Annotated in this window: 15 protein-coding genes; 8 read left to right on the top strand and 7 right to left on the bottom strand. The window is 69.3% G+C overall.

The genetic code is table 11. From position 1 onward, the window contains the following. Positions 1–90 precede the first annotated feature (90 nt). From BM060_RS02700 to BM060_RS02715, 4 genes are all read right to left on the bottom strand, one after another. Positions 91–1,368: a flagellar hook-length control protein FliK gene (locus BM060_RS02700; protein WP_074977070.1), complete on the bottom strand. Its 1,278-nt coding sequence runs from the start codon at positions 1,366–1,368 to the stop codon at positions 91–93. A gap of 73 nt (positions 1,369–1,441) precedes the next feature. Further along, positions 1,442–1,792 (bottom strand): Hpt domain-containing protein, encoded by a 351-nt coding sequence (locus BM060_RS02705; protein WP_074977072.1) that lies wholly within the window; start codon positions 1,790–1,792, stop codon positions 1,442–1,444. A gap of 53 nt (positions 1,793–1,845) precedes the next feature. Further along, on the bottom strand, positions 1,846–3,546 hold the full coding sequence (locus BM060_RS02710) for an ATP-binding SpoIIE family protein phosphatase (protein ID WP_083426715.1): 1,701 nt from the start codon (positions 3,544–3,546) through the stop codon (positions 1,846–1,848). 12 nt (positions 3,547–3,558) lie between these two features. Beyond that, positions 3,559–3,864, bottom strand: coding sequence for an STAS domain-containing protein (locus BM060_RS02715; RefSeq protein ID WP_074977073.1), 306 nt, complete (start codon positions 3,862–3,864; stop codon positions 3,559–3,561). A gap of 214 nt (positions 3,865–4,078) precedes the next feature. Here BM060_RS02715 and BM060_RS02720 point away from each other — a divergent pair, with 214 nt between their 5' ends. Then, positions 4,079–4,792: a TorF family putative porin gene (locus tag BM060_RS02720; RefSeq protein ID WP_074977075.1), complete on the top strand. Its 714-nt coding sequence runs from the start codon at positions 4,079–4,081 to the stop codon at positions 4,790–4,792. Between the two features lie 360 nt (positions 4,793–5,152). Here the strand turns inward: BM060_RS02720 and BM060_RS02725 are convergent, their stop codons facing one another. Next, positions 5,153–6,151, bottom strand: coding sequence for an AraC family transcriptional regulator (locus tag BM060_RS02725; protein ID WP_074977076.1), 999 nt, complete (start codon positions 6,149–6,151; stop codon positions 5,153–5,155). Between the two features lie 129 nt (positions 6,152–6,280). On the opposite strand from BM060_RS02725, the gene BM060_RS02730 reads away from it, so the two are divergent. Beyond that, positions 6,281–6,598 (top strand): Mpo1-like protein, encoded by a 318-nt coding sequence (locus BM060_RS02730; RefSeq protein WP_074977078.1) that lies wholly within the window; start codon positions 6,281–6,283, stop codon positions 6,596–6,598. Between the two features lie 74 nt (positions 6,599–6,672). Here the strand turns inward: BM060_RS02730 and BM060_RS02735 are convergent, their stop codons facing one another. Next, positions 6,673–11,001 carry a DEAD/DEAH box helicase gene (locus BM060_RS02735; protein WP_074977329.1) on the bottom strand — a complete coding sequence of 1,443 codons (4,329 nt, stop codon included), beginning with the start codon at positions 10,999–11,001 and terminating at the stop codon, positions 6,673–6,675. A gap of 271 nt (positions 11,002–11,272) precedes the next feature. Between BM060_RS02735 and BM060_RS02740 the strand changes: the two genes are divergently transcribed. Genes BM060_RS02740 through BM060_RS02760 form a run of 5 tightly spaced genes read left to right on the top strand, consistent with a single transcriptional unit; the run spans position 11,273 to position 13,759 of the window. Further along, on the top strand, positions 11,273–11,878 hold the full coding sequence (locus tag BM060_RS02740) for a DUF4388 domain-containing protein (protein ID WP_074977080.1): 606 nt from the start codon (positions 11,273–11,275) through the stop codon (positions 11,876–11,878). Beyond that, positions 11,875–12,429 carry a GTP-binding protein gene (locus tag BM060_RS02745; RefSeq protein ID WP_074977082.1) on the top strand — a complete coding sequence of 185 codons (555 nt, stop codon included), beginning with the start codon at positions 11,875–11,877 and terminating at the stop codon, positions 12,427–12,429. Before BM060_RS02740 ends, BM060_RS02745 begins: the two co-directional genes overlap by 4 nt. Continuing rightward, positions 12,426–12,794, top strand: a complete 369-nt coding sequence (locus BM060_RS02750) for a roadblock/LC7 domain-containing protein (protein WP_074977084.1) — start codon at positions 12,426–12,428, stop codon at positions 12,792–12,794. The genes BM060_RS02745 and BM060_RS02750 overlap by 4 nt, the downstream gene beginning before the upstream one ends. Before the next feature lie 9 nt (positions 12,795–12,803). After that, complete coding sequence (locus tag BM060_RS02755) at positions 12,804–13,340, top strand: protoglobin domain-containing protein (RefSeq protein WP_074977086.1); 537 nt, start codon at positions 12,804–12,806, stop codon at positions 13,338–13,340. A gap of 44 nt (positions 13,341–13,384) precedes the next feature. Beyond that, positions 13,385–13,759: a hypothetical protein gene (locus BM060_RS02760; protein WP_074977088.1), complete on the top strand. Its 375-nt coding sequence runs from the start codon at positions 13,385–13,387 to the stop codon at positions 13,757–13,759. Positions 13,760–14,336: 577 nt separating this feature from the next. On the opposite strand, the gene BM060_RS02765 is transcribed toward BM060_RS02760, so the two are convergent. Beyond that, positions 14,337–15,899: a sigma-54-dependent transcriptional regulator gene (locus tag BM060_RS02765; RefSeq protein WP_074977090.1), complete on the bottom strand. Its 1,563-nt coding sequence runs from the start codon at positions 15,897–15,899 to the stop codon at positions 14,337–14,339. A gap of 260 nt (positions 15,900–16,159) precedes the next feature. On the opposite strand from BM060_RS02765, the gene phhA reads away from it, so the two are divergent. Further along, a complete protein-coding gene (gene phhA / locus BM060_RS02770; protein ID WP_074977092.1) occupies positions 16,160–16,948 on the top strand; it encodes a phenylalanine 4-monooxygenase in 789 nt (262 codons plus the stop codon). Positions 16,949–17,005: the final 57 nt, after the last annotated feature.

Raw genomic sequence — 17,005 nt, forward strand, 5'->3', positions numbered from 1 at the left:
TTGGCCGCGGCACCCGGCGGCTCCGGGGTTGACCTTGGCGTTGGCTGTGGCCGCGGTGTATCGGCGTATAACCGCGAACGGTTATACGCCCTACGCGTAATAATCCACCATCCCCAACCCACCCAACTGCGGCCGCGCGCGGATTTCGCTGACGCCGCTGAGCACCGGCTCGTCATCGCCCTCCGCGCCCGCCGTGGCCGCGCCGCCGCGGGCGTTGCCCTGCTGCTGGCCCTGCCCCTGCCAACCGCGGGCCAGGGACTGGTCGGAGACGTTGACGTTGACCTGGTTCATGCCCTGCTGGCCGAGCATCTCGCGCAGGCGGTGCTGCTGGCTGTCCAGGGCCTCGCGCACGCCGGCGCTGGCGCTGGCGAAGGTCACCTGGGTCTGGTCGCTGGTCATGTGGATGCGCACCTCCAGGCGCCCGAGGTCGGCCGGCTCCATCTGGATGTCGGCGGACTTCAGGTTCTGGCTGGACATCCACATCACCCGGTCCACCACCTGGTCGGTCCAGCCGTTCTGCTGCATGGCCACCGGCTGGCCGGGCACCTGCGGGTTGACCGGGCGGCTGGTGAGCGCCTGCGGGGTGCCGTTGAGCGCCTGGGTCATGGCCTCCAGGCGATGGGCGAAGGCCTCGTTGCGCGTCTCGGTCTTGGGCTGGCCGACGCTGTCGGCCAGTTGCCCGGCCAGTTCGTCGGCGGCGCCAGCCGTCTTGGTCTCGATCGAGCCCTGGGCGTCCTTGAGGCCGGCCAGCAGGCTGCTCATGTCCAGCTTGGCGTCACCCTTGCCCTGGTCGTCGGCCAGCTTGAGGTTGATTTCGCCCTTGCCGGCGGTGGGCAGCTGCAGGGCCTGGGTCACCTCCTCGGCGCCCGCCTCCGGCAACAGGGCCACACCCTGGGCCTGGTTGAGCTTCTGCAGGTCGCCATCGCTGTTGGCGGCATTGAGCTGGGCCTGGCCGAGCTGCGTGGCGTTGTCCTGCACCGTCGGCTGCACGCCCATGGCCAGCGCCAGCAGCGGATCGAGGCTGGGGTCGGGCGGCTGCTGGCCGTCGTCGTCCGCCGACGCCTGCTCCTGGGCCGGCAAGGGCTTGCCGCCATCGGCAACCTTTGGCTGCTCGCTGCCGGCTTCCGGCGCCTTGGCGCTGTCCTTGGCCGGCGCGTCGTCCTGCGCGCGCGGCTTGTCGCCCTTGGCCTTGGCCTGGGCCTGCGGGCGCTCCTTGGCCGCCGGCCGGCTTTCCTGGGCGTACACGTCGGCGAAGCTGGAACCCTTGTCGTTGCTGGTGTTGGCCGAATCCTGCGCGGCCCTGGACGGGGATGTCCGGGGGCTCGCTGGCGGGCTCGGCGAAAGTAGGATGTCCGGGGCGACAGCCATCGGCGATCTCCGTTTTCGTTTGCGTCGATGACACGGAGATAGCAAGGGCCGGGCCAGTTTCCCGGATCGCTCGTCAGGAACGCTGCAGGCGCTGCTGGCGCAGGAGGATGCGGACGATGGCGAACTCGCGCTCGACCTGCTCGATCAGCCCGGCGGCCTTGGCCATGTCGCCCTGCCGGGCGGCGTCTTCCAGGCGCTTGCACAGCGCGGCCAGGGCCGGCGCGCCCATGTTCCCGCAGCTGCCCTTGAAGCTGTGCGCGGCATGGCGCAGGGCCTGGCCGTCGAGTTCCGCCAGGGCCTCGTGGAGGTTGCGCAGGCGCTCTTCGGAGTCGCCGATGAAGGTGTCCAGCAACAGCGGAAACTCTTCCGCCATCACCTCCCGCAAAGCCTTCAGCACGGCATCGTCGAGATGCACATCGGACATTCGCTCGCTCCCTGGCTACCCATGGCCAGGGCCGGCGCACGGGAAGTGCCGGATTATGCCTGAGCGGACCAGAAAAACTCCACGGACACCGACTTGCCGTCCGCCGACCACTGGCAGCGGTCGGCCAGGCTGCGCACCAGGGTCAGGCCGCGGCCGCTGAAGGAGCCCGGCGCGCAGTGCGCCTGGGCCTGCAGCACGGCATTGACGTCGAAGCCGTTGCCGCTGTCCTCCACCCGCACCAGCAGGCGGCCGCCGTCGCCATGGGGGGCGAGGTCGATGTGGAAGCGCACGAAGCCGTGGTCGAGGCTTTCCAGGCGCTTGCGACGCTCCTCGTAGTAGCGGGCGAAGCCCTGGGCGTCGCACTTCAGGCGCGACTCCAGGCCCATCACGCCGTGCTCCAGGGCATTGGAATAGAGCTCGGCGAGCACCGTGTACAGCGCCCCGCCGCGGGGGCGCAGGTCATGCACCTCCATCAGCAGCTGCAACAGGAACGGCAGGGGGTTGAAGTGACGCAGCGTAGGGGAGCGGAATTCGAAGCTGCAGGACCAGTCCTGGGTGCCGCCCAGCCCGCTCTCGGAGAAGGCCAGCGGCGGCCGCTGCAGGCTGGCATCGGGCACCAGGGCCACCTCCAGCATGCTCAGGTCGTCCTGGGCCTCGCCGCGGAAGCGCACCAGCGCCGCCTTCACCCCGTCGAACAGCCGCGAAGCGTCGCGCTGCTCCTCGAACACCTGGCGCAGGCGCTGCTCGCCGAACATCTCGCCCTGCGGGTTGCGCGCCTCCAGCACGCCGTCGGAGAACAGCAACACGCGGTCGCCGTCCTCCATGGGGAAGACTTCGCAAGCCTCGTCGAAGGCCGCCGGCTCCAGGATGCCCAGCGGCAGGTGGCGCGACACCAGGGGCTGCAGTTCGCGGCCCTGGCGGAACAGGTAGCCGTCGGGCAGCCCGCCGTTCCACACCTCCAGCAGGCCGCGCTGGAAGCTCAGGTTGAGCATGCTGGCGCAGCAGAACACGCCCACCGGCAGGATGCGCTTCAGCTTGGCGTTCATCTCGCGGAGGATGTCGGCGATCGGGTAGCCCTTGGCGGTCATGCCGTAGAACACCTCGGCCAGCGGCATGGCACCGATGGCCGCCGGCAGGCCGTGGCCGGTGAAGTCGCCGAGCAGCACGTGCATGCCGCCGGAGGGCTTGTAGGCGGCCAGCAGCAGGTCGCCGTTGAACAGCGCGAAGGGCGATTGCAGGTAGCGGATGTTCGGCGCGTTCAGGCAGCCGGAATGCGCCACCTTGTCGAACACCGCCTTGGCTACCCGCTGCTCGTTGAGCAGGTGCTCGTTGTGCCGGGCGATCAGGTCGCGTTGCGCCAGCACCTCGCGCTGCAGGTGGTGCAGGCGGCCCATGGCGCGGATCTTGGCTTCGAGGATCACCCGGTTGTAGGGCTTGGAGAGGAAGTCGTCGCCGCCGGCCTCCAGGCTCTGCACCAGGGCCTCGGTCTCGGTCAGCGAGGTGAGGAAGATGATCGGCACCAGCTCCTCGCCGGCCTGGCGGCGGATCCGCCGGGCCGCCTCGAAGCCGTCCATCACCGGCATCAGGGCATCCATCAGCACCAACTGCGGGCGCTCCTGCTCGAACAGCGCCAGGGCCTCCAGGCCGTTGGCGGCGGTCAGCACGCGGTGGCCCTGGCGGCTGACGATGGTGGACAGCAGCAGGCGGTCGGCGGCGTTGTCGTCGGCGATCAGGACCGTGAGGAAGTTGGCCATGACCGCCACGGCTCAGGAAATGCGGAACAGTTGTTCGAAGTTGGAGATGGAGAGGATCTTGCGCACGTCCGGGCTGCAGTGCGCCAGGCTGATCTGCGCATGTTCGCCGCCGGCGTGGTCGCGCAGCAGCAGGAGCATGCCCAGCGCCGAGCTGTCCAGGTAGGTGGCGCCCTTGAGGTCGACGACGTAGCGCCGCGGGGTGGTCTCGACGCGCTCGTAGGCGTCGCGGAATTCCTGGTGCGCACCGAAGTCGAAGCGGCCCTGAACGACGATGGTCAGTTCCTGGCCGTCGGCCGAAGGTACGGATGTGATGGCCATGGAGGCCTCCCTGCTGAATGAACTGCGCATGCTGGGGAAGATTTAGCAGCTAGTCCGCGGCCCGGCAACCTCGATGAACGCCGGTACGCAAAGGTTCGCTCCGGCCGACAAATGGACCGCCGGTCATTGCCCGGTCAAGGAATGGATTTACCCTGTAAAGGTGCGGAGGGGACCGCACCTGCCAAGGAGCATTTCGAAGATCGAGGGGGGAGCCATGATCATCCACCGTCTGCTGCTGGGCGCCACGCTGTGCGCCAGCCTGGCCGCCAATGCCCAGGTCATGCAGCGCCAGCTCGGCGACTTCGACCTCAAGCTCGCCACCTCGCCGGCCCGCAGCATGGCCCAGGGCCTGGTCCAGCCCGGCGGCCTGGACAGCCTGCACGGCGGGCTCGACGCCAGCCACGACTCGGGCTGGTACTTCGGCGGCTGGGCCGCCAACCTGGAGCCGGACAAGCCCACCGAAGTCGACTCCTACGCCGGCTTCAAGCGCCCGCTGGGCAGTGGCCACCTCGGCTACGAGCTGGGCAGCATCCGCTACGTGCACCCGCAGCGGCCGGACCTGGACACCCAGGACGTCTACGGCGGCCTGTCGATCTTCGGCAGCCGCCTGGGCGCCGCCTACAGCAACAGCGCCGGGCGCAGCAGCGCCACCCTGTTCGCCGACCTGGGCCTGACGCCGCCGCTGGGCTTCGACCTGACGCTGAAATACGCCAGCTACAGCCTGGAAAACCCGGTGAGCGTGACCAATGGCTACGTCAGCGGCTTCAACGACTGGTCGGTGAACCTCAGCCGCCCCTGGCTGGGCCTGGACCTGAACTTCTCCTACAGCGGCAGCAGCCTGAGCGGGACGGACTGCAGCGCCTATTCGGGGCACAACGCCTACTGCGACAGCGCCGTGACCTTCAAGGCGTCGCGGTCGTTCTTCTGAGCCTGCGCGGATAATCGCGGACGGAGTCCGCTCCTACGGTTCCAGGAGACACGGGCGTAGGAGCAACTGTCTTGCCGGCTGCACCGAGACGCTTTTCGTAGGATGGGTTGAGCCTTGGCGAAACCCATGCGGTTGCGGTGATGGGTATCGCTTCGCTCAACACCATCCTACGAAAAGCCATGCTCGCTCATGCGGTAGGACCTTGTCCGCGATGGCCGGACGTATCGGCGCGATTCGCGGATGAGATCCGCTCCTGCGGGTTGCCCCATACGCCACAGCCATGTAGGAGCGCGCCCTGCGCGCGATTCGCGGGCAGGGCCCGCTCGATCACCGGGGAGGCATGGCATTTCCCTCGACCGCCTACAACCGCTCCCGATACTCCCCCGGCGTCACCCCGAACCAGCGACGGAAGGCGCGGAAGAAGTTGCTCGGCTCGGAGAACCCCAGCAGGTAGGCGATCTCCAGCAGCGTCATGTGCGGCGTCGCCAGGTACTGCTGGGCCAGCTCGCGGCGGGTGTCGTCGAGCAGTTGCTGGTAGCTGCTGCCCTCCTCCTGCAAGCGCCGCTGCAGAGTGCGCTCGGACAAGTGGAGGATTTCCGCCACCACCTCGCGCCGCGGCTCGCCCTGGGGCAGCAGGCGGCACAGCACCTGGCGCGTCTGGTGGCTGAAGCGGCTGCTGCCGAAGCGCGCCAGGTACTCGCCGGCGAAACGGTCATGCAGGCGCGCCAGTTCGGCGTTGGCCGTCGGCAGCGGCGCATTCATGTCCTCGTGGGAAAACAGCATGGCGCACTGCCCGTGGCCATGGCTGAGCGGCGCCTGGAACAGCGCCTGGTAGGGCGCCAGGTCGACCGGCGGTTCGCCCGCCAGGCGGACCTCCAGCGGGCGGATGTCGCGCCCGGTGATCCAGCGCACCAGGGCGATCATGCTGGCCAGCGCGCTCTCCGCGCTCTGCCGCGGCGGCAACAGGCGGTCGCCGTGCACCTGCACGCTGTACAGGCAGCCCTCGGGCAGGCGGCGGAAACTCACGTCCGCCCCCTCGGCGATGATCCGCTGGTAACGCTCCAGGCGCTCGAAGGCCTCGGCCAGGTTGCGGCTGGACATCATCGAATAGCCCAGCACCGGGAACGCCGGGGTGTGCACGCGGGCGAAATTGAGGGCGATGGCCGGGTTGCCGCTGCGCTGCACGGCCAGCTGCCACAGGCGCGTCATGTCGTCCTGGGGGAAGCGTGCATCGGGTTCGGCCAGGGCCGCCAGGTCCAGCCCCAGCTCGGCGAACAGCTCGCGGCCGTCCAGCCCCTCCAGCTCGATGGCGAGGAGGATCCCACGAACCCAACTGGACAGAGTGGTACGCTCAGGCATCTCGGTTCTTCTTGTTGTCGGCGCGCGCAAGGAATGGCGGGGTCGGATACTAAACTGGCTGCAGGGGTCATCTGCAAGTCATCGGCCGCCTTCGTAGACTGCGGCCATCACAACAACAGGAGGTGCGCCATGACCACCCACACCGCCGAGCGTTTCCACAGCTTCGCCGAGTTCTACCCCTTCTACCTGCAGGAACACAGCAACCCCACCTGCCGCCGCCTGCACTACGTGGGCAGCCTGCTGGTACTGGCGATCCTCGCCTACGCCATCGTCAGCGGCAACCTGCTGTGGCTCATCGCCCTGCCCTTCGCCGGCTACGGCTTCGCCTGGGTCGGCCACTTCGTCTTCGAAAAGAACCGCCCGGCCACCTTCAAGTACCCGCTGTGGTCGTTCATGGGCGACTGGGTGATGCTCAGGGATGCCTTTACGGGGCGGATTAGGTTCTGAGGTTGCAGCGGTTTGCTCGCGAGCGACATGGGTTCGCGAGCAAGCTCGCTCCTACGAAAAGCATGAAGCGTGATCTAGCGCCGGATCAGTAGCTCCCGCACCTTCGCCACTTCCTCCGCCGGCAGTTCCGCCCAGAGCACCGGCTTGCCGGCGATGAGCGCGCCCAGGGCGGCGCCGTCGCGGTAGAGCACGCGGTTGCCGGCTACTGCCGGTACCTTGCTGCCCGGCAGCAGGGTGCCGGCGAGGTTGAGCGGGTCCACCGCCGAGAGCACCAGGTATTCGCTGTCCTTTTCGCGCCGGCGCACTTCGCGCAGCAGGCCGACGGCCTCGGGCAGGGCGAACTGTTCACCGGTGAGGCCGGCGACGAAGCGTCCGCCGCGGATTTCCCCGCGGGCTTCCAGGCGATGGTAGACGCGCAGCAGGTCGCACCAGGGCGGCAGCCAGTCGGCTTCGCGCTCCAGCACGCGCCAGCAGACCACGCCGTAGCGGCGCAGCAGGGTCATGGCCACGAGTTCCAGCACTTCCGCCTGCAGGCGCGGTGGCTGACCTTCGATCAGTTCGCTGCGCGGGCGGCGCAGCAGCGCCCAGCGGCCGGCGTCGGCCATGCCGAACAGTGGGGTGCGGGCCCGGCGCTCCTGGCGGCTGCGCTTGGCCGCCGGCAGCAGCAGCGCGCGCAGGCCGGCGAAGCTGTCGGCGTTCACCCGGCCCACCGCCACCAGTTCGCCCAGGGCCATTTCCAGTTCGCTGCGCAGCAGATGCGCCTCGCTGGTAAGTTCGTCGAAGAAGAGTGCGCCCTGCTCCTGCAACGCCTGCAACACCTTCTGCGCCTTCGAGGACAGCTCGGCCTCCGGCGCATCGGCGCAGAGCGCGCCCCACAGCGGCAACTGGCGGCGCGGCAGCAGGACGATGGGCGTGCTGCGCAGCGGCCCGGCGCCGCTGCGCCCGCGCGCCGTGCCGCGGCTGGGCAGGCGCGCCCAGACCAGGCGGCCGGCGCGGCACAGGTCGTCCAACCAGTTGATGCCGTAGTCGGCCACCCGCGCCGGCAGCAGGTCGCTTTCCCAGGCCCCGGCGGCGGCCTGGAAGCCTTCCAGCTGGCTGAGCACGCCGGCCAGGGCCTCGGCGCCGCGCGCCCGGGTGGTTCTGGAGACGCGCTGCCAGTCGAACAGGAAGCGCATGAAGTCGGCGCGCTCCACCGGCTCGATCTCGCGGCGCAGGCGGCGCACCGTGTAGCGGTGGATGCGTGCCAGCAGGTGGCGCTCGCACCACTCCTCGTCGTCGATGCCGGGGCTGAAGCGGCCACGCAGCACGTAGCCCTCGCGCTCCAGGCCGGCCAGGGCGAAGGCGATGTCGGCAGGCGGCAGGCCGAGGTCCATGGCCAGTTGCGCCTGGGTGCGCGGACCGAAGCCGGTCAGGCGCGCGCGCAGCAGTTCCAGGCGCGCGTCTTCGGCGGACCAGCCTTCCTGCAACGCCAGCGGCAGGTCCAGCTCGGGCACCAGCCGTGCCTGTGGATAGACCGCCCGCAACTGGCTGAGGCGTTCGGCGGCCACCCAGAGGTCGGCCGCGCCGCTGCGCAGGCGCGTCGCCCGCCCGGCCTTGGCCAGGCGCCCGAGCAGCAGTTCCCAGCCCAGGTTGGCGCGGGCTTCCTCGGCGAGGATGCAGCCCAGGCCGGTCAGCGCCTCGTGCATCTCGTCGGCGTCGCGGGCCTCGGGCCAGGCTTCGGCGCGCACCGCGGCGATGGCCTCGGGATCGAGGGCGCCGAGGTCGTCGGCGGATTCCGGGTCGCTCCAGCGCCGGCTCAGCACGGCCTGGGTGCGGCGTTCTTCCAGCGGGGCGTCGTCGAGGTAGGCGTAGGGGCTGGCGCTCAGCACTTCCGCCGCCAGCGGCGAAGGCGCCGGCAGGTCGCGGGCGTGCAGCGCCACCTCGCCGGCCTCCATGCGCCGCAGCAGGGCCAGCCAGCCCTCGCAGTCCATGGCTTCGTGCAGGCAGTCGTCGAGGGTCTGGGCCACCAGCGGGTGGTCGGGAATCTCGCGCTCGCCGACGATGTTCTCCAGGCACGCCACCTGGTCGGGGAACACCGCCGCCAGCAGGTCCTCGCTGCGCATGCGCTGCAGTTGCGGCGCCACTTTGCGCCCGCCGCGGAAGCGCGGCAGGGCCAGCGAGGTGGTGGCGTTCCAGCGCCAGCGCACGCCGAACAGCGGCGCGTCGAGCAGGGCCTGGATCAGCACGTGCTCGGCGCTCTTCGAATTCAGATAGCGCCACACCTCGTCCAGCGGGAAGCTATGGCTGGTGGACAGCGAGAGGATGATGGCGTCCTCGGTGGCCGCCGCCTGCAGCTCGAAGTTGAAGGTGCGGCAGAAGCGCTTGCGCAGGGCCAGGCCCCAGGCGCGGTTGATGCGGCTGCCGTAGGGTGAATGCAGCACCAGCTGCATGCCGCCGGATTCGTCGAAGAAGCGCTCCAGCACCAGCGCCGACTGGCTCGGCAGCACACCAAGGGCGGCGCGGGCGCGGGCCAGGTATTCCACCAGTTGCCGGGCCGCGGCTTCCTGCAGGCCCAGCTCGTCCTCCAGCCAGCGCAGCGCCGGGGCCAGGGGGGCGTCGCTGCCCTGCCCTTCGGCGAGCAGGACGTCCAGGCGCTCGCGCAGGCGCGACACGCTCACCGACAACTCGTCGCTGCGCCCCGGCGCCTCGCCCAGCCAGAACGGGATGTTCGGCGGCAGGCCCTGGGCGTCCTCGACGCGCACCTTGCCCGGCTCCACGCGGAGGATGCGATAGGAGACGTTGCCCAGCTGGAACACGTCGCCGGCCAGGCTTTCCACGGCGAAGTCCTCGTTCACCGTGCCCACGGTCAGGCCCTGGGGCTCCAGCAGCACCTGGTAGTCGCCGGCGTCGGGAATGGTGCCGCCGGAGGTCACCGCGGTCAGCCGCGCGCCGCGCCGGCCACGCAGCAGGCCGTGGACGCCGTCGCGGTGCAGGTAGGCGCCGCGCTGGCCGTTGCGGCTGGCGTAGCCCTCGGCGAGCATGCGCAGCACGGCGTCGAAGCGCTCGCGCGGCAGGTCGGCGTAGGGCTGGGCGTGGCTCAGCAGCTGGAACAGCTCGTCCTCGTTCCATTCGCGGCAGGCCACTTCCGCGACTATCTGCTGGGCCAGCACGTCCAGCGGCGCGCGGGGGATCGCCAGGGCGTCCAGTTCATCGCGGCGCACGCTGTCGAGCAGCGCCACGCATTCGATCAGTTCGTCGCGGGAGGTGGGGAACAGCCGCCCTTTCGGCGTGCCGCCGACGCTGTGCCCGGAACGCCCGACGCGCTGCAGGAAAGAGGCGATGGAACGCGGCGAGGCGACCTGGCAGACCAGCTCGACGTCGCCGATGTCGATGCCCAGCTCCAGCGAGGCGGTGGCCACCAGCACCTTCAGGCGCCCGGCCTTGAGCCGCTGCTCGGCGCCCAGGCGCTGTTCCTTGGACAGGCTGCCGTGGTGCGCGGCGACCTTGTCTATCCCCAGGCGCTCGCCCAGGTGGCGGGTGATGCGCTCGGCCAGCCGGCGGGTGTTGACGAACACCAGGGTGGTGCGGTGTTCCTCGGCCAGCGCGGCGAGGCGGTCGTAGACGCTGTCCCAGACCTCGTGGGACATCACCGCCTCCAGCGGCGCCGGCGGCACTTCGATGCCCAGGTCGCGGGCGCGGCTGTAGCCGATGTCGACGATGCGGCAGTCGGCGTTGCCGCAGAGGAACCGCGCCACCGCCTCGATGGGCTTCTGCGTGGCGGACAGGCCGATGCGCACCAGCGGTTCGGCGCACAAGGCCTGCAGGCGCTCCAGCGACAGCGCCAGGTGGCTGCCGCGCTTGCTGCCGGCCAGGGCATGGATTTCGTCGACGATGACGCTGCGCGCGCCGGCCAGCATCTGCCGCCCGGAGTCGGAGCCGAGCAGCACGTAGAGCGATTCCGGGGTGGTCACCAGGATGTGCGGCGGCCGCCGGCGCATGGCCTCGCGCTCGCCCTGGCTGGTGTCGCCGGTGCGCACCGCGCTGCGGATATCCACGGCCGGCAGGCCCTGGCGCTCAAGCTCGGCGCGGATGCCGGCCAGGGGTTCTTCCAGGTTGATGCGGATGTCGTTGGACAGCGCCTTGAGCGGCGAGACGTAGACCACGCAGGTGCGGTCCGGCAGCTCGCCGCCGTTGGCCAGGCCCTCGCGCACCAGTTGGTCGATGGCCGAGAGGAAGGCGGTGAGGGTCTTGCCGGAGCCGGTGGGCGCGGCCACCAGGGTCGAGCGCCCGGCGCGGATCGACGGCCAGGCCTGCACCTGGGCCGGGGTCGGCGCGGCGAAATGGCGGGCGAACCAGGCGGCGACGGCGGGGTGGAAGCCCTGCAGGACGTCGGCGGGCGTGGCGCTGCTGGCGAGTCGGTTCATGGACACCAATATGGTGGCGGCGGGCATGGCCCTCAAGCACCGCCGATCGTGGCTTACCTGGCGCGGCGCAGGCATCGCGTGGCCAGGTCATGGGGGACCGAAGGAAACAGCCTTAGCACTCTACACAAACGACAGCGCCCCTCGGAGATCACCTACAAGCAGTACGGGCATGTCATAACAACGCGTCCCCTTATCATCTCGGCGCATCACGAATCGCGCACTGACTTCCTACCAGGACAGGGCGCCCAGCCCGCCCTGGAGGACATTTCGTTTGGCAATTTTCGGCAAGCTCTCCGACTTCCCGCTCGCGGAAGTCCTGTCGGTCATCGGCAAGCGCGCAGGCCAGCTGACGCTTGAAGAACCGGACGGCAGGCGGCTCCGCCTGCGGCTGCAGAACGAACAGCTGCTCGGCCTGACCCTCGAACAACCGCTCGGCGAGCCAGGCGAGATCAAGCGGGCCTTGCAGTCGATCGGCGACGCCAGCTTTCACTTCGAACCCACGCCGCCCATGGAGGCGAAACCCGGCCAGCGCCTGCCCATCGACCAGGTGCTCGCCAGCCTGGCGCCATCGTCCCGGGCGGAGCCGTCGGTGCACCCGGACACGCGCTTCGTGCTGATCCGCGGGCGCACGGTCACGCTGCCGGCCGAACTCGACGCCTTCCTGGCCAGGGCCATGCCCCTGCTGGCCGAGGGTTGCAGCGCGCGGCAGCTGGCCCAGGCGCTGAAGCTGGAAGTCCGCGAGACCTGCGCATCCCTGCAGCACCTGCGGGAGATCAAGAAAATCTGGCCGGTGCGCGCCCACGAGAGCGCCGGCGCATCGACCCGGCATGCCAACCCCACCCTCGCCAGCCGTCTGAAGAGGCTCTTCCGTCCATGAACCAGGACAGCGCACATCCGATCAAGGTCGTCGTCTCCGGGCCCGTGGGCTCGGGAAAGACCACCCTGATCCGCAACCTCTCGCAAATCCCCGTCGTCGACACCGAGGTGCCCAGCAGCGAAGCCATCGGCAAGGCGAACACCACTGTAGCGCTGGACTTCGGCCGGATCACCCTGGGCGCCACCGACATCCATCTGTTCGGCACGCCCGGCCAGGAGCGCTTCAGCTTCATGTGGGAACTGCTCAGCGAAGGCGCCGACGGCCTGGTGCTGATGCTGGCCGCCGACCACCCGGAACAGTTCGGCCAGGCCCGCAGCATCCTCGAAGCGATCACCAGCGTGCAGCCGGTGCCCTTCATCGTTGCCCTCACCCACTGCGACGCCGACGACCAGGCCTGGGTGCCGGCCGAGGTCGCCGCCTACTTCGACCTGCCACCGCAGCACGTCATCGCCACGGACGCCCGCGACCGGCAGAGCGCCTGCGATGTTCTGGTACAGCTGCTGGCCAACGACGCCCCATCACCCGACCCCCACCACGGAGAAACCCCATGACCCGACAAGAACGCCTGCAAGCCGAACTCGACCGCCTCCGGCAGTCGGTCCCCAGCATCCGCGGGGTGCTGCTCGGTAGCCTGGACGGCATGCCCATCGTCGACGCCATCAGCGACCATGGCATCGAGCCGGCGCGCATCGCAGCCATGGCCGCCGCCGCCCTGGGCGTGGGCCGGCGCATCGGCGAAACCCTCAAGAGCGGCGCGATGAAGGAACTGAGCCTGCTGGCGGAAGACGGCCGGGTGTTCATCCACCTGGCCGGCGACAAGGCCTGCCTGGCGATCGTCGCCGCGCGCGACAGCAACGTGGGCCTGATCAACCTCGAAGTGGCGGACAGCCTCGCCACGCTCGACGGCATTCTCTGAGGAGCCCCCATGCACGCAGACCGCCTGTCCTGGGCCACCAAGGACGCCGCCATCGTTCATGAACTGATCGCCCTGCTGAACCTGTCCGACAAGGAATGCGCACTACTCGCAGGCCTCGCCGAACAGGCGAAAGCCATCAGCCCGGCGCTGATCGAAGACTTCTACCAACGCCTGCTGAGCCAGGAGGCCACCCGCGAGTTCATCACCGACCAGAAGCGCCTGGGGGAATCCCTGGCCACCTGGTTCTGCGAACTGTTCGGCGGCGTCTACGACGACACCTATGCGCTCAAGCGCCTGAACATCGGCCTGATCCACGTGCGCATCGGCCTGCCGGTGCGTTACCCGCTGGCCATGCTCGACCTGATCGCCCGCTACGGCGAAGAGGTGGCCGGCCAGGCCGGCGCCGAGGCGCTGACGGCCTTCCGCAAGGTCCTGGCGCTGGACGTGGCGACCTTCAACCAGGCCTACGAGAACAACCAGCTGCAACACCTGGCCGACCTCACCGGCAACGAACGCCTGGCCCGCCGCCTGCTTTCCGGCGGCTGAGCCGGGCGCTACCCTTCGCGGATTCCCCCGACGGACCGCGAGACATGGCCGAGAAAGACCGCGACTGGTACTGGCAGAACCTGAAGAACCCCGGCCAGCCCGGCGAACCACCGCCGCGCCGGCGGCAGTGGCACCTGCGCCGGGCGTTCAGGCACCTGCTGCAACTGGCCCTGCTGGTGGCGCTGGCGATAGGCGCCGGCGCCCTCTGGCAGAACCCTGCCAGCCACCAGTGGGGCGAGGCGCGCTGGCACGCCCTGCTCGGCCGCCTGGGCCTGGAGCGCCCGGCCGGCAAGGTCACGGCCCAGCCCATGAAGTACACCGACAGTTCCCGGAGCCTGACCGAGTGCATCAAGCCGGGGAACCTGATCGACGACGAGGTGCGCGCCTGCGTGAAGGGGCAGCGGGTAAGGACCTGGTGACATCCGCCGGCGGAGTCTATCGCGGACGGAGTCCGCTCCTACGCGATCCCCATCCACACCATTCCCATGTAGGAGCGCGCCCTGCGCGCGATTCGCGGGCAGGGCCCGCTCCTACAGGGAGGCACGGTGCAAAGAGGCAAACCGAGCGGATCTTATTCGCGATCCGGCTGGCGTGTGTCGGTGATCGCGGACGGAGTCCGCTCCTGCCATACCGGCGGGCACGGCTTCTCGTAGGATGGGTTGAGCTTGCGAAACCCATGCGGTTGTGGCGATGGGTATCGCTTCGCTCAACACCATCCTACGGCGGCACGGGACAACCCGTAGGGCGCACAACGCCTACGGCGTTATCCGCCGTTTGACCGACGTCACGGCCAACGGCGGATAACCGCGAACGGTTATCCGCCCTACGGTCGGGCACGGGTGTAGGAGCGGATTCATCCGCGATCGCCCTCTCCCGCAAGCGGGAGAGGGGGCTGTCCGGTGTGGGCGGATAGTCTGGAGTCGGCCGGGAATCCGGGTTCGCGAGCAAGCTCGCTCCTACAGGGGCGGAGCCCGGACCAGGCGCGGAGCCCCGATGTCAGGACTCCCCGCCCTGCCCCAGCCCATGCTGGCGCAGCTTGTTGGCTATGGTGGTGTGCGACACGCCCAGGCGCTTGCCCAGCAGCCGGCTGCTGGGGTGCTCGCGGTACAGGCGCTCCAGCACTGCGCGTTCGAAGCGGCCGACGATGGCGTCGAGGCCGCCTTCCAGGGAGAAGTCGCCCAGCGGGTGCGGCGCGCCGTAGTCCGGCAGGCGGATGTGCTCGACCTTGATGGTGCCGCCCTCGCACAGCGACACCGCCTGGAACAGCACGTTCTCCAGCTGGCGCACGTTGCCCGGCCAGTGGTAGCGGCCCAGGCGGTCCATGGCCTGGGGCGCCAGCTGCGGCAGCGGGCAGCCGATCTGCCGGCTGGCCTGGTCGAGGAAGTGCTCCACCAGCGGCGCCAGGCCGTCGAGGCATTCGCGCAGCGGCGGGATGTGCAGCGAGAGCACGTTGAGGCGGTGGTACAGGTCCTGGCGGAACTCGCCCTTGGCGCAGAGTTCGGACAGGTCCACCTGGGTGGCGCAGATCACCCGCACGTCCAGGTACACCTCCTCGTCGCTGCCCACCCGGCGGAAGCAGCCGTCCTGCAGGAAGCGCAGCAGCTTGGCCTGCAGGCGCGGGCTCATCTCGCCGACGCCGTCGAGGAACAGGGTGCCGCCGGCGGTCAGCTCCAGCAGGCCGAGCTTGCCTTCCGGGCGCGCGCCCTCGAAGGCGCCGGGGCCGTAGCCGAACAGCTCGGTCTCGGCCATGGATTCCGGCAGCCCGGCGCAGTTCAGCGCCATGAACGGCGCCTGGCCGCGCGGGCTGGCCAGGTGGCAGGCGCGGGCCAGCAGTTCCTTGCCGGTGCCGGTCTCGCCCTCGATCAGCAGCGGCGCGTCCAGCGGCGCCATGCGCCTGGCCTCGCGCACCACCGCGGCCATCACCCGTGAACTCTGGAAGATGCTGTCGAAGCCGCGCAGCTCGTGCTTGCGCACGTTGTAGATGCGCTCACCCACGCGGTCGGCGCGGTGCAGGGTGAGCACGGCGCCGGCCAGGGCCTCGCTTTCGTCGTGTTCGGATTGCAGCGGGGCGATGTCGGCGAGGAACACGTCGCCCTTGATCTTCACCCGCAGGCCGTTGATCCGCGCCTTGTTGGCGCGCACCAGCTCCGGCAGGTCGAGGTCCTCGGCGTAGCGCGCCAGGGGAATGCCCGGCACCTCGTCGACGCGCACCCCGAGCAGCTGCGCGGCGGCGCGGTTGCCGGCGACTATCTGTCCGGCCATGTCGATGGACAGCACCGGGAAGTCCAGCGCCGCCAGCAGCGCGTTCAGCTCCAGATGGCGGCGCTCGCTGGGCATCAGGCCGACGCGCTTGACGCCGAACACCCCGGGAATGACCTCCAGCTTGGGCTTGAGCGACTGGAACTGCAGGTTGATCAGGTTCGGGCAGAGCAGGTAGATGGCGTTGCCCTGCTCGCCGCCGACTTCGCCGCGGTTGACGTTGATGCCGTAGTCGACCAGCAGGTTGAGGATGTCGCGCAGGATGCCGACGCGGTTCTGGCAGTGGACTTTGATACGCATGGCGAGCCCGGAGATTGTCGTTGTGCGGGGCGGTACCCGGCCGGATTTCGCCGGCGAGGCGGAAATTTCCGTCAAGAATATGTGACAGCAGACGCCAGCAGCAAGCCGATGACTCGCGATTCGGCGCGATTCGTAATCTTTTCTTTACGGGCGAAGGGGATTTCCAGCGCTCGCCCAAGGCCCACGGGGGCTGCATGGGCACGCCGACGCGGCTATTGATGAGGCATCAAAACAACAAAGGCCTCGAAGCCGGAGGACCCATGAAGACAACGCAGTACGTGGCCCGCCAACCTGACGAAGACGGTTTCATCCACTACCCCGAAACCGAGCATCAGGTCTGGAACACCCTGATCACCCGCCAGCTCAAGGTGATCGAAGGCCGCGCCTGCCAGGAATACCTGGACGGCATCGAGCAGCTCGCCCTGCCCCATGAGCGCATCCCGCAACTGGGCGAGATCAACAAGGTGCTCCAGGCCACCACCGGCTGGCGCGTGGCCCGCGTCCCGGCGCTGATCCCCTTCCAGACCTTCTTCGAATTGCTGGCCAGCCAGCAGTTCCCGGTGGCCACCTTCATCCGCACACCGGAGGAGCTGGACTACCTGCAGGAGCCGGACATCTTCCACGAAATCTTCGGCCACTGCCCGCTGCTGACCAACCCCTGGTTCGCCGAATTCACCCACACCTACGGCAAGCTCGGCCTGGCCGCCAGCAAGGAAGAACGCGTGTACCTGGCGCGGCTGTACTGGATGACCATCGAGTTCGGCCTGCTCGACACCCCGCAGGGCCAGCGCATCTACGGCGGCGGCATCCTCTCTTCGCCGAAGGAGACCGTCTACAGCCTCTCCGGCGAGCCCGAGCACCAGGCCTTCGACCCCGTGGAGGCCATGCGCACGCCCTACCGCATCGACATCCTGCAGCCGCTGTACTTCGTGCTGCCGGAACTCAAGCGCCTGTTCGAACTGGCCCACCAGGACATCATGGCGCTGGTCCGCCAGGCCATGCAGCTGGGCCTGCACGCGCCCAAGTTCCCGCCGAAGCAGGCAGCCTGAGCCCCGAGGCCTGCCCGACATCTTTTCGTAGGAGCGAGCTTGCTCGCGAACAAACGC

The organism is Pseudomonas citronellolis, assembly GCF_900112375.1.
Classification (GTDB): Bacteria; Pseudomonadota; Gammaproteobacteria; order Pseudomonadales; family Pseudomonadaceae; genus Pseudomonas; species Pseudomonas citronellolis.

What these genes read in the sequence shown, in the direction of transcription:
- phhA (WP_074977092.1), top strand. Translation starts at nt 16,160, where the DNA reads ATGAAGACAACGCAGTACGTGGCCCGCCAACCTGACGAAGACGGTTTC.
- BM060_RS02745 (WP_074977082.1), top strand. Translation starts at nt 11,875, where the DNA reads ATGAACCAGGACAGCGCACATCCGATCAAGGTCGTCGTCTCCGGGCCC.
- BM060_RS02720 (WP_074977075.1), top strand. Translation starts at nt 4,079, where the DNA reads ATGATCATCCACCGTCTGCTGCTGGGCGCCACGCTGTGCGCCAGCCTG.
- BM060_RS02710 (WP_083426715.1), bottom strand. Translation starts at nt 3,546, where the DNA reads ATGGCCAACTTCCTCACGGTCCTGATCGCCGACGACAACGCCGCCGAC.
- BM060_RS02730 (WP_074977078.1), top strand. Translation starts at nt 6,281, where the DNA reads ATGACCACCCACACCGCCGAGCGTTTCCACAGCTTCGCCGAGTTCTAC.
- BM060_RS02755 (WP_074977086.1), top strand. Translation starts at nt 12,804, where the DNA reads ATGCACGCAGACCGCCTGTCCTGGGCCACCAAGGACGCCGCCATCGTT.
- BM060_RS02715 (WP_074977073.1), bottom strand. Translation starts at nt 3,864, where the DNA reads ATGGCCATCACATCCGTACCTTCGGCCGACGGCCAGGAACTGACCATC.
- BM060_RS02705 (WP_074977072.1), bottom strand. Translation starts at nt 1,792, where the DNA reads ATGTCCGATGTGCATCTCGACGATGCCGTGCTGAAGGCTTTGCGGGAG.
- BM060_RS02760 (WP_074977088.1), top strand. Translation starts at nt 13,385, where the DNA reads ATGGCCGAGAAAGACCGCGACTGGTACTGGCAGAACCTGAAGAACCCC.
- BM060_RS02735 (WP_074977329.1), bottom strand. Translation starts at nt 11,001, where the DNA reads ATGAACCGACTCGCCAGCAGCGCCACGCCCGCCGACGTCCTGCAGGGC.
- BM060_RS02765 (WP_074977090.1), bottom strand. Translation starts at nt 15,899, where the DNA reads ATGCGTATCAAAGTCCACTGCCAGAACCGCGTCGGCATCCTGCGCGAC.
- BM060_RS02750 (WP_074977084.1), top strand. Translation starts at nt 12,426, where the DNA reads ATGACCCGACAAGAACGCCTGCAAGCCGAACTCGACCGCCTCCGGCAG.
- BM060_RS02700 (WP_074977070.1), bottom strand. Translation starts at nt 1,368, where the DNA reads ATGGCTGTCGCCCCGGACATCCTACTTTCGCCGAGCCCGCCAGCGAGC.
- BM060_RS02725 (WP_074977076.1), bottom strand. Translation starts at nt 6,151, where the DNA reads ATGCCTGAGCGTACCACTCTGTCCAGTTGGGTTCGTGGGATCCTCCTC.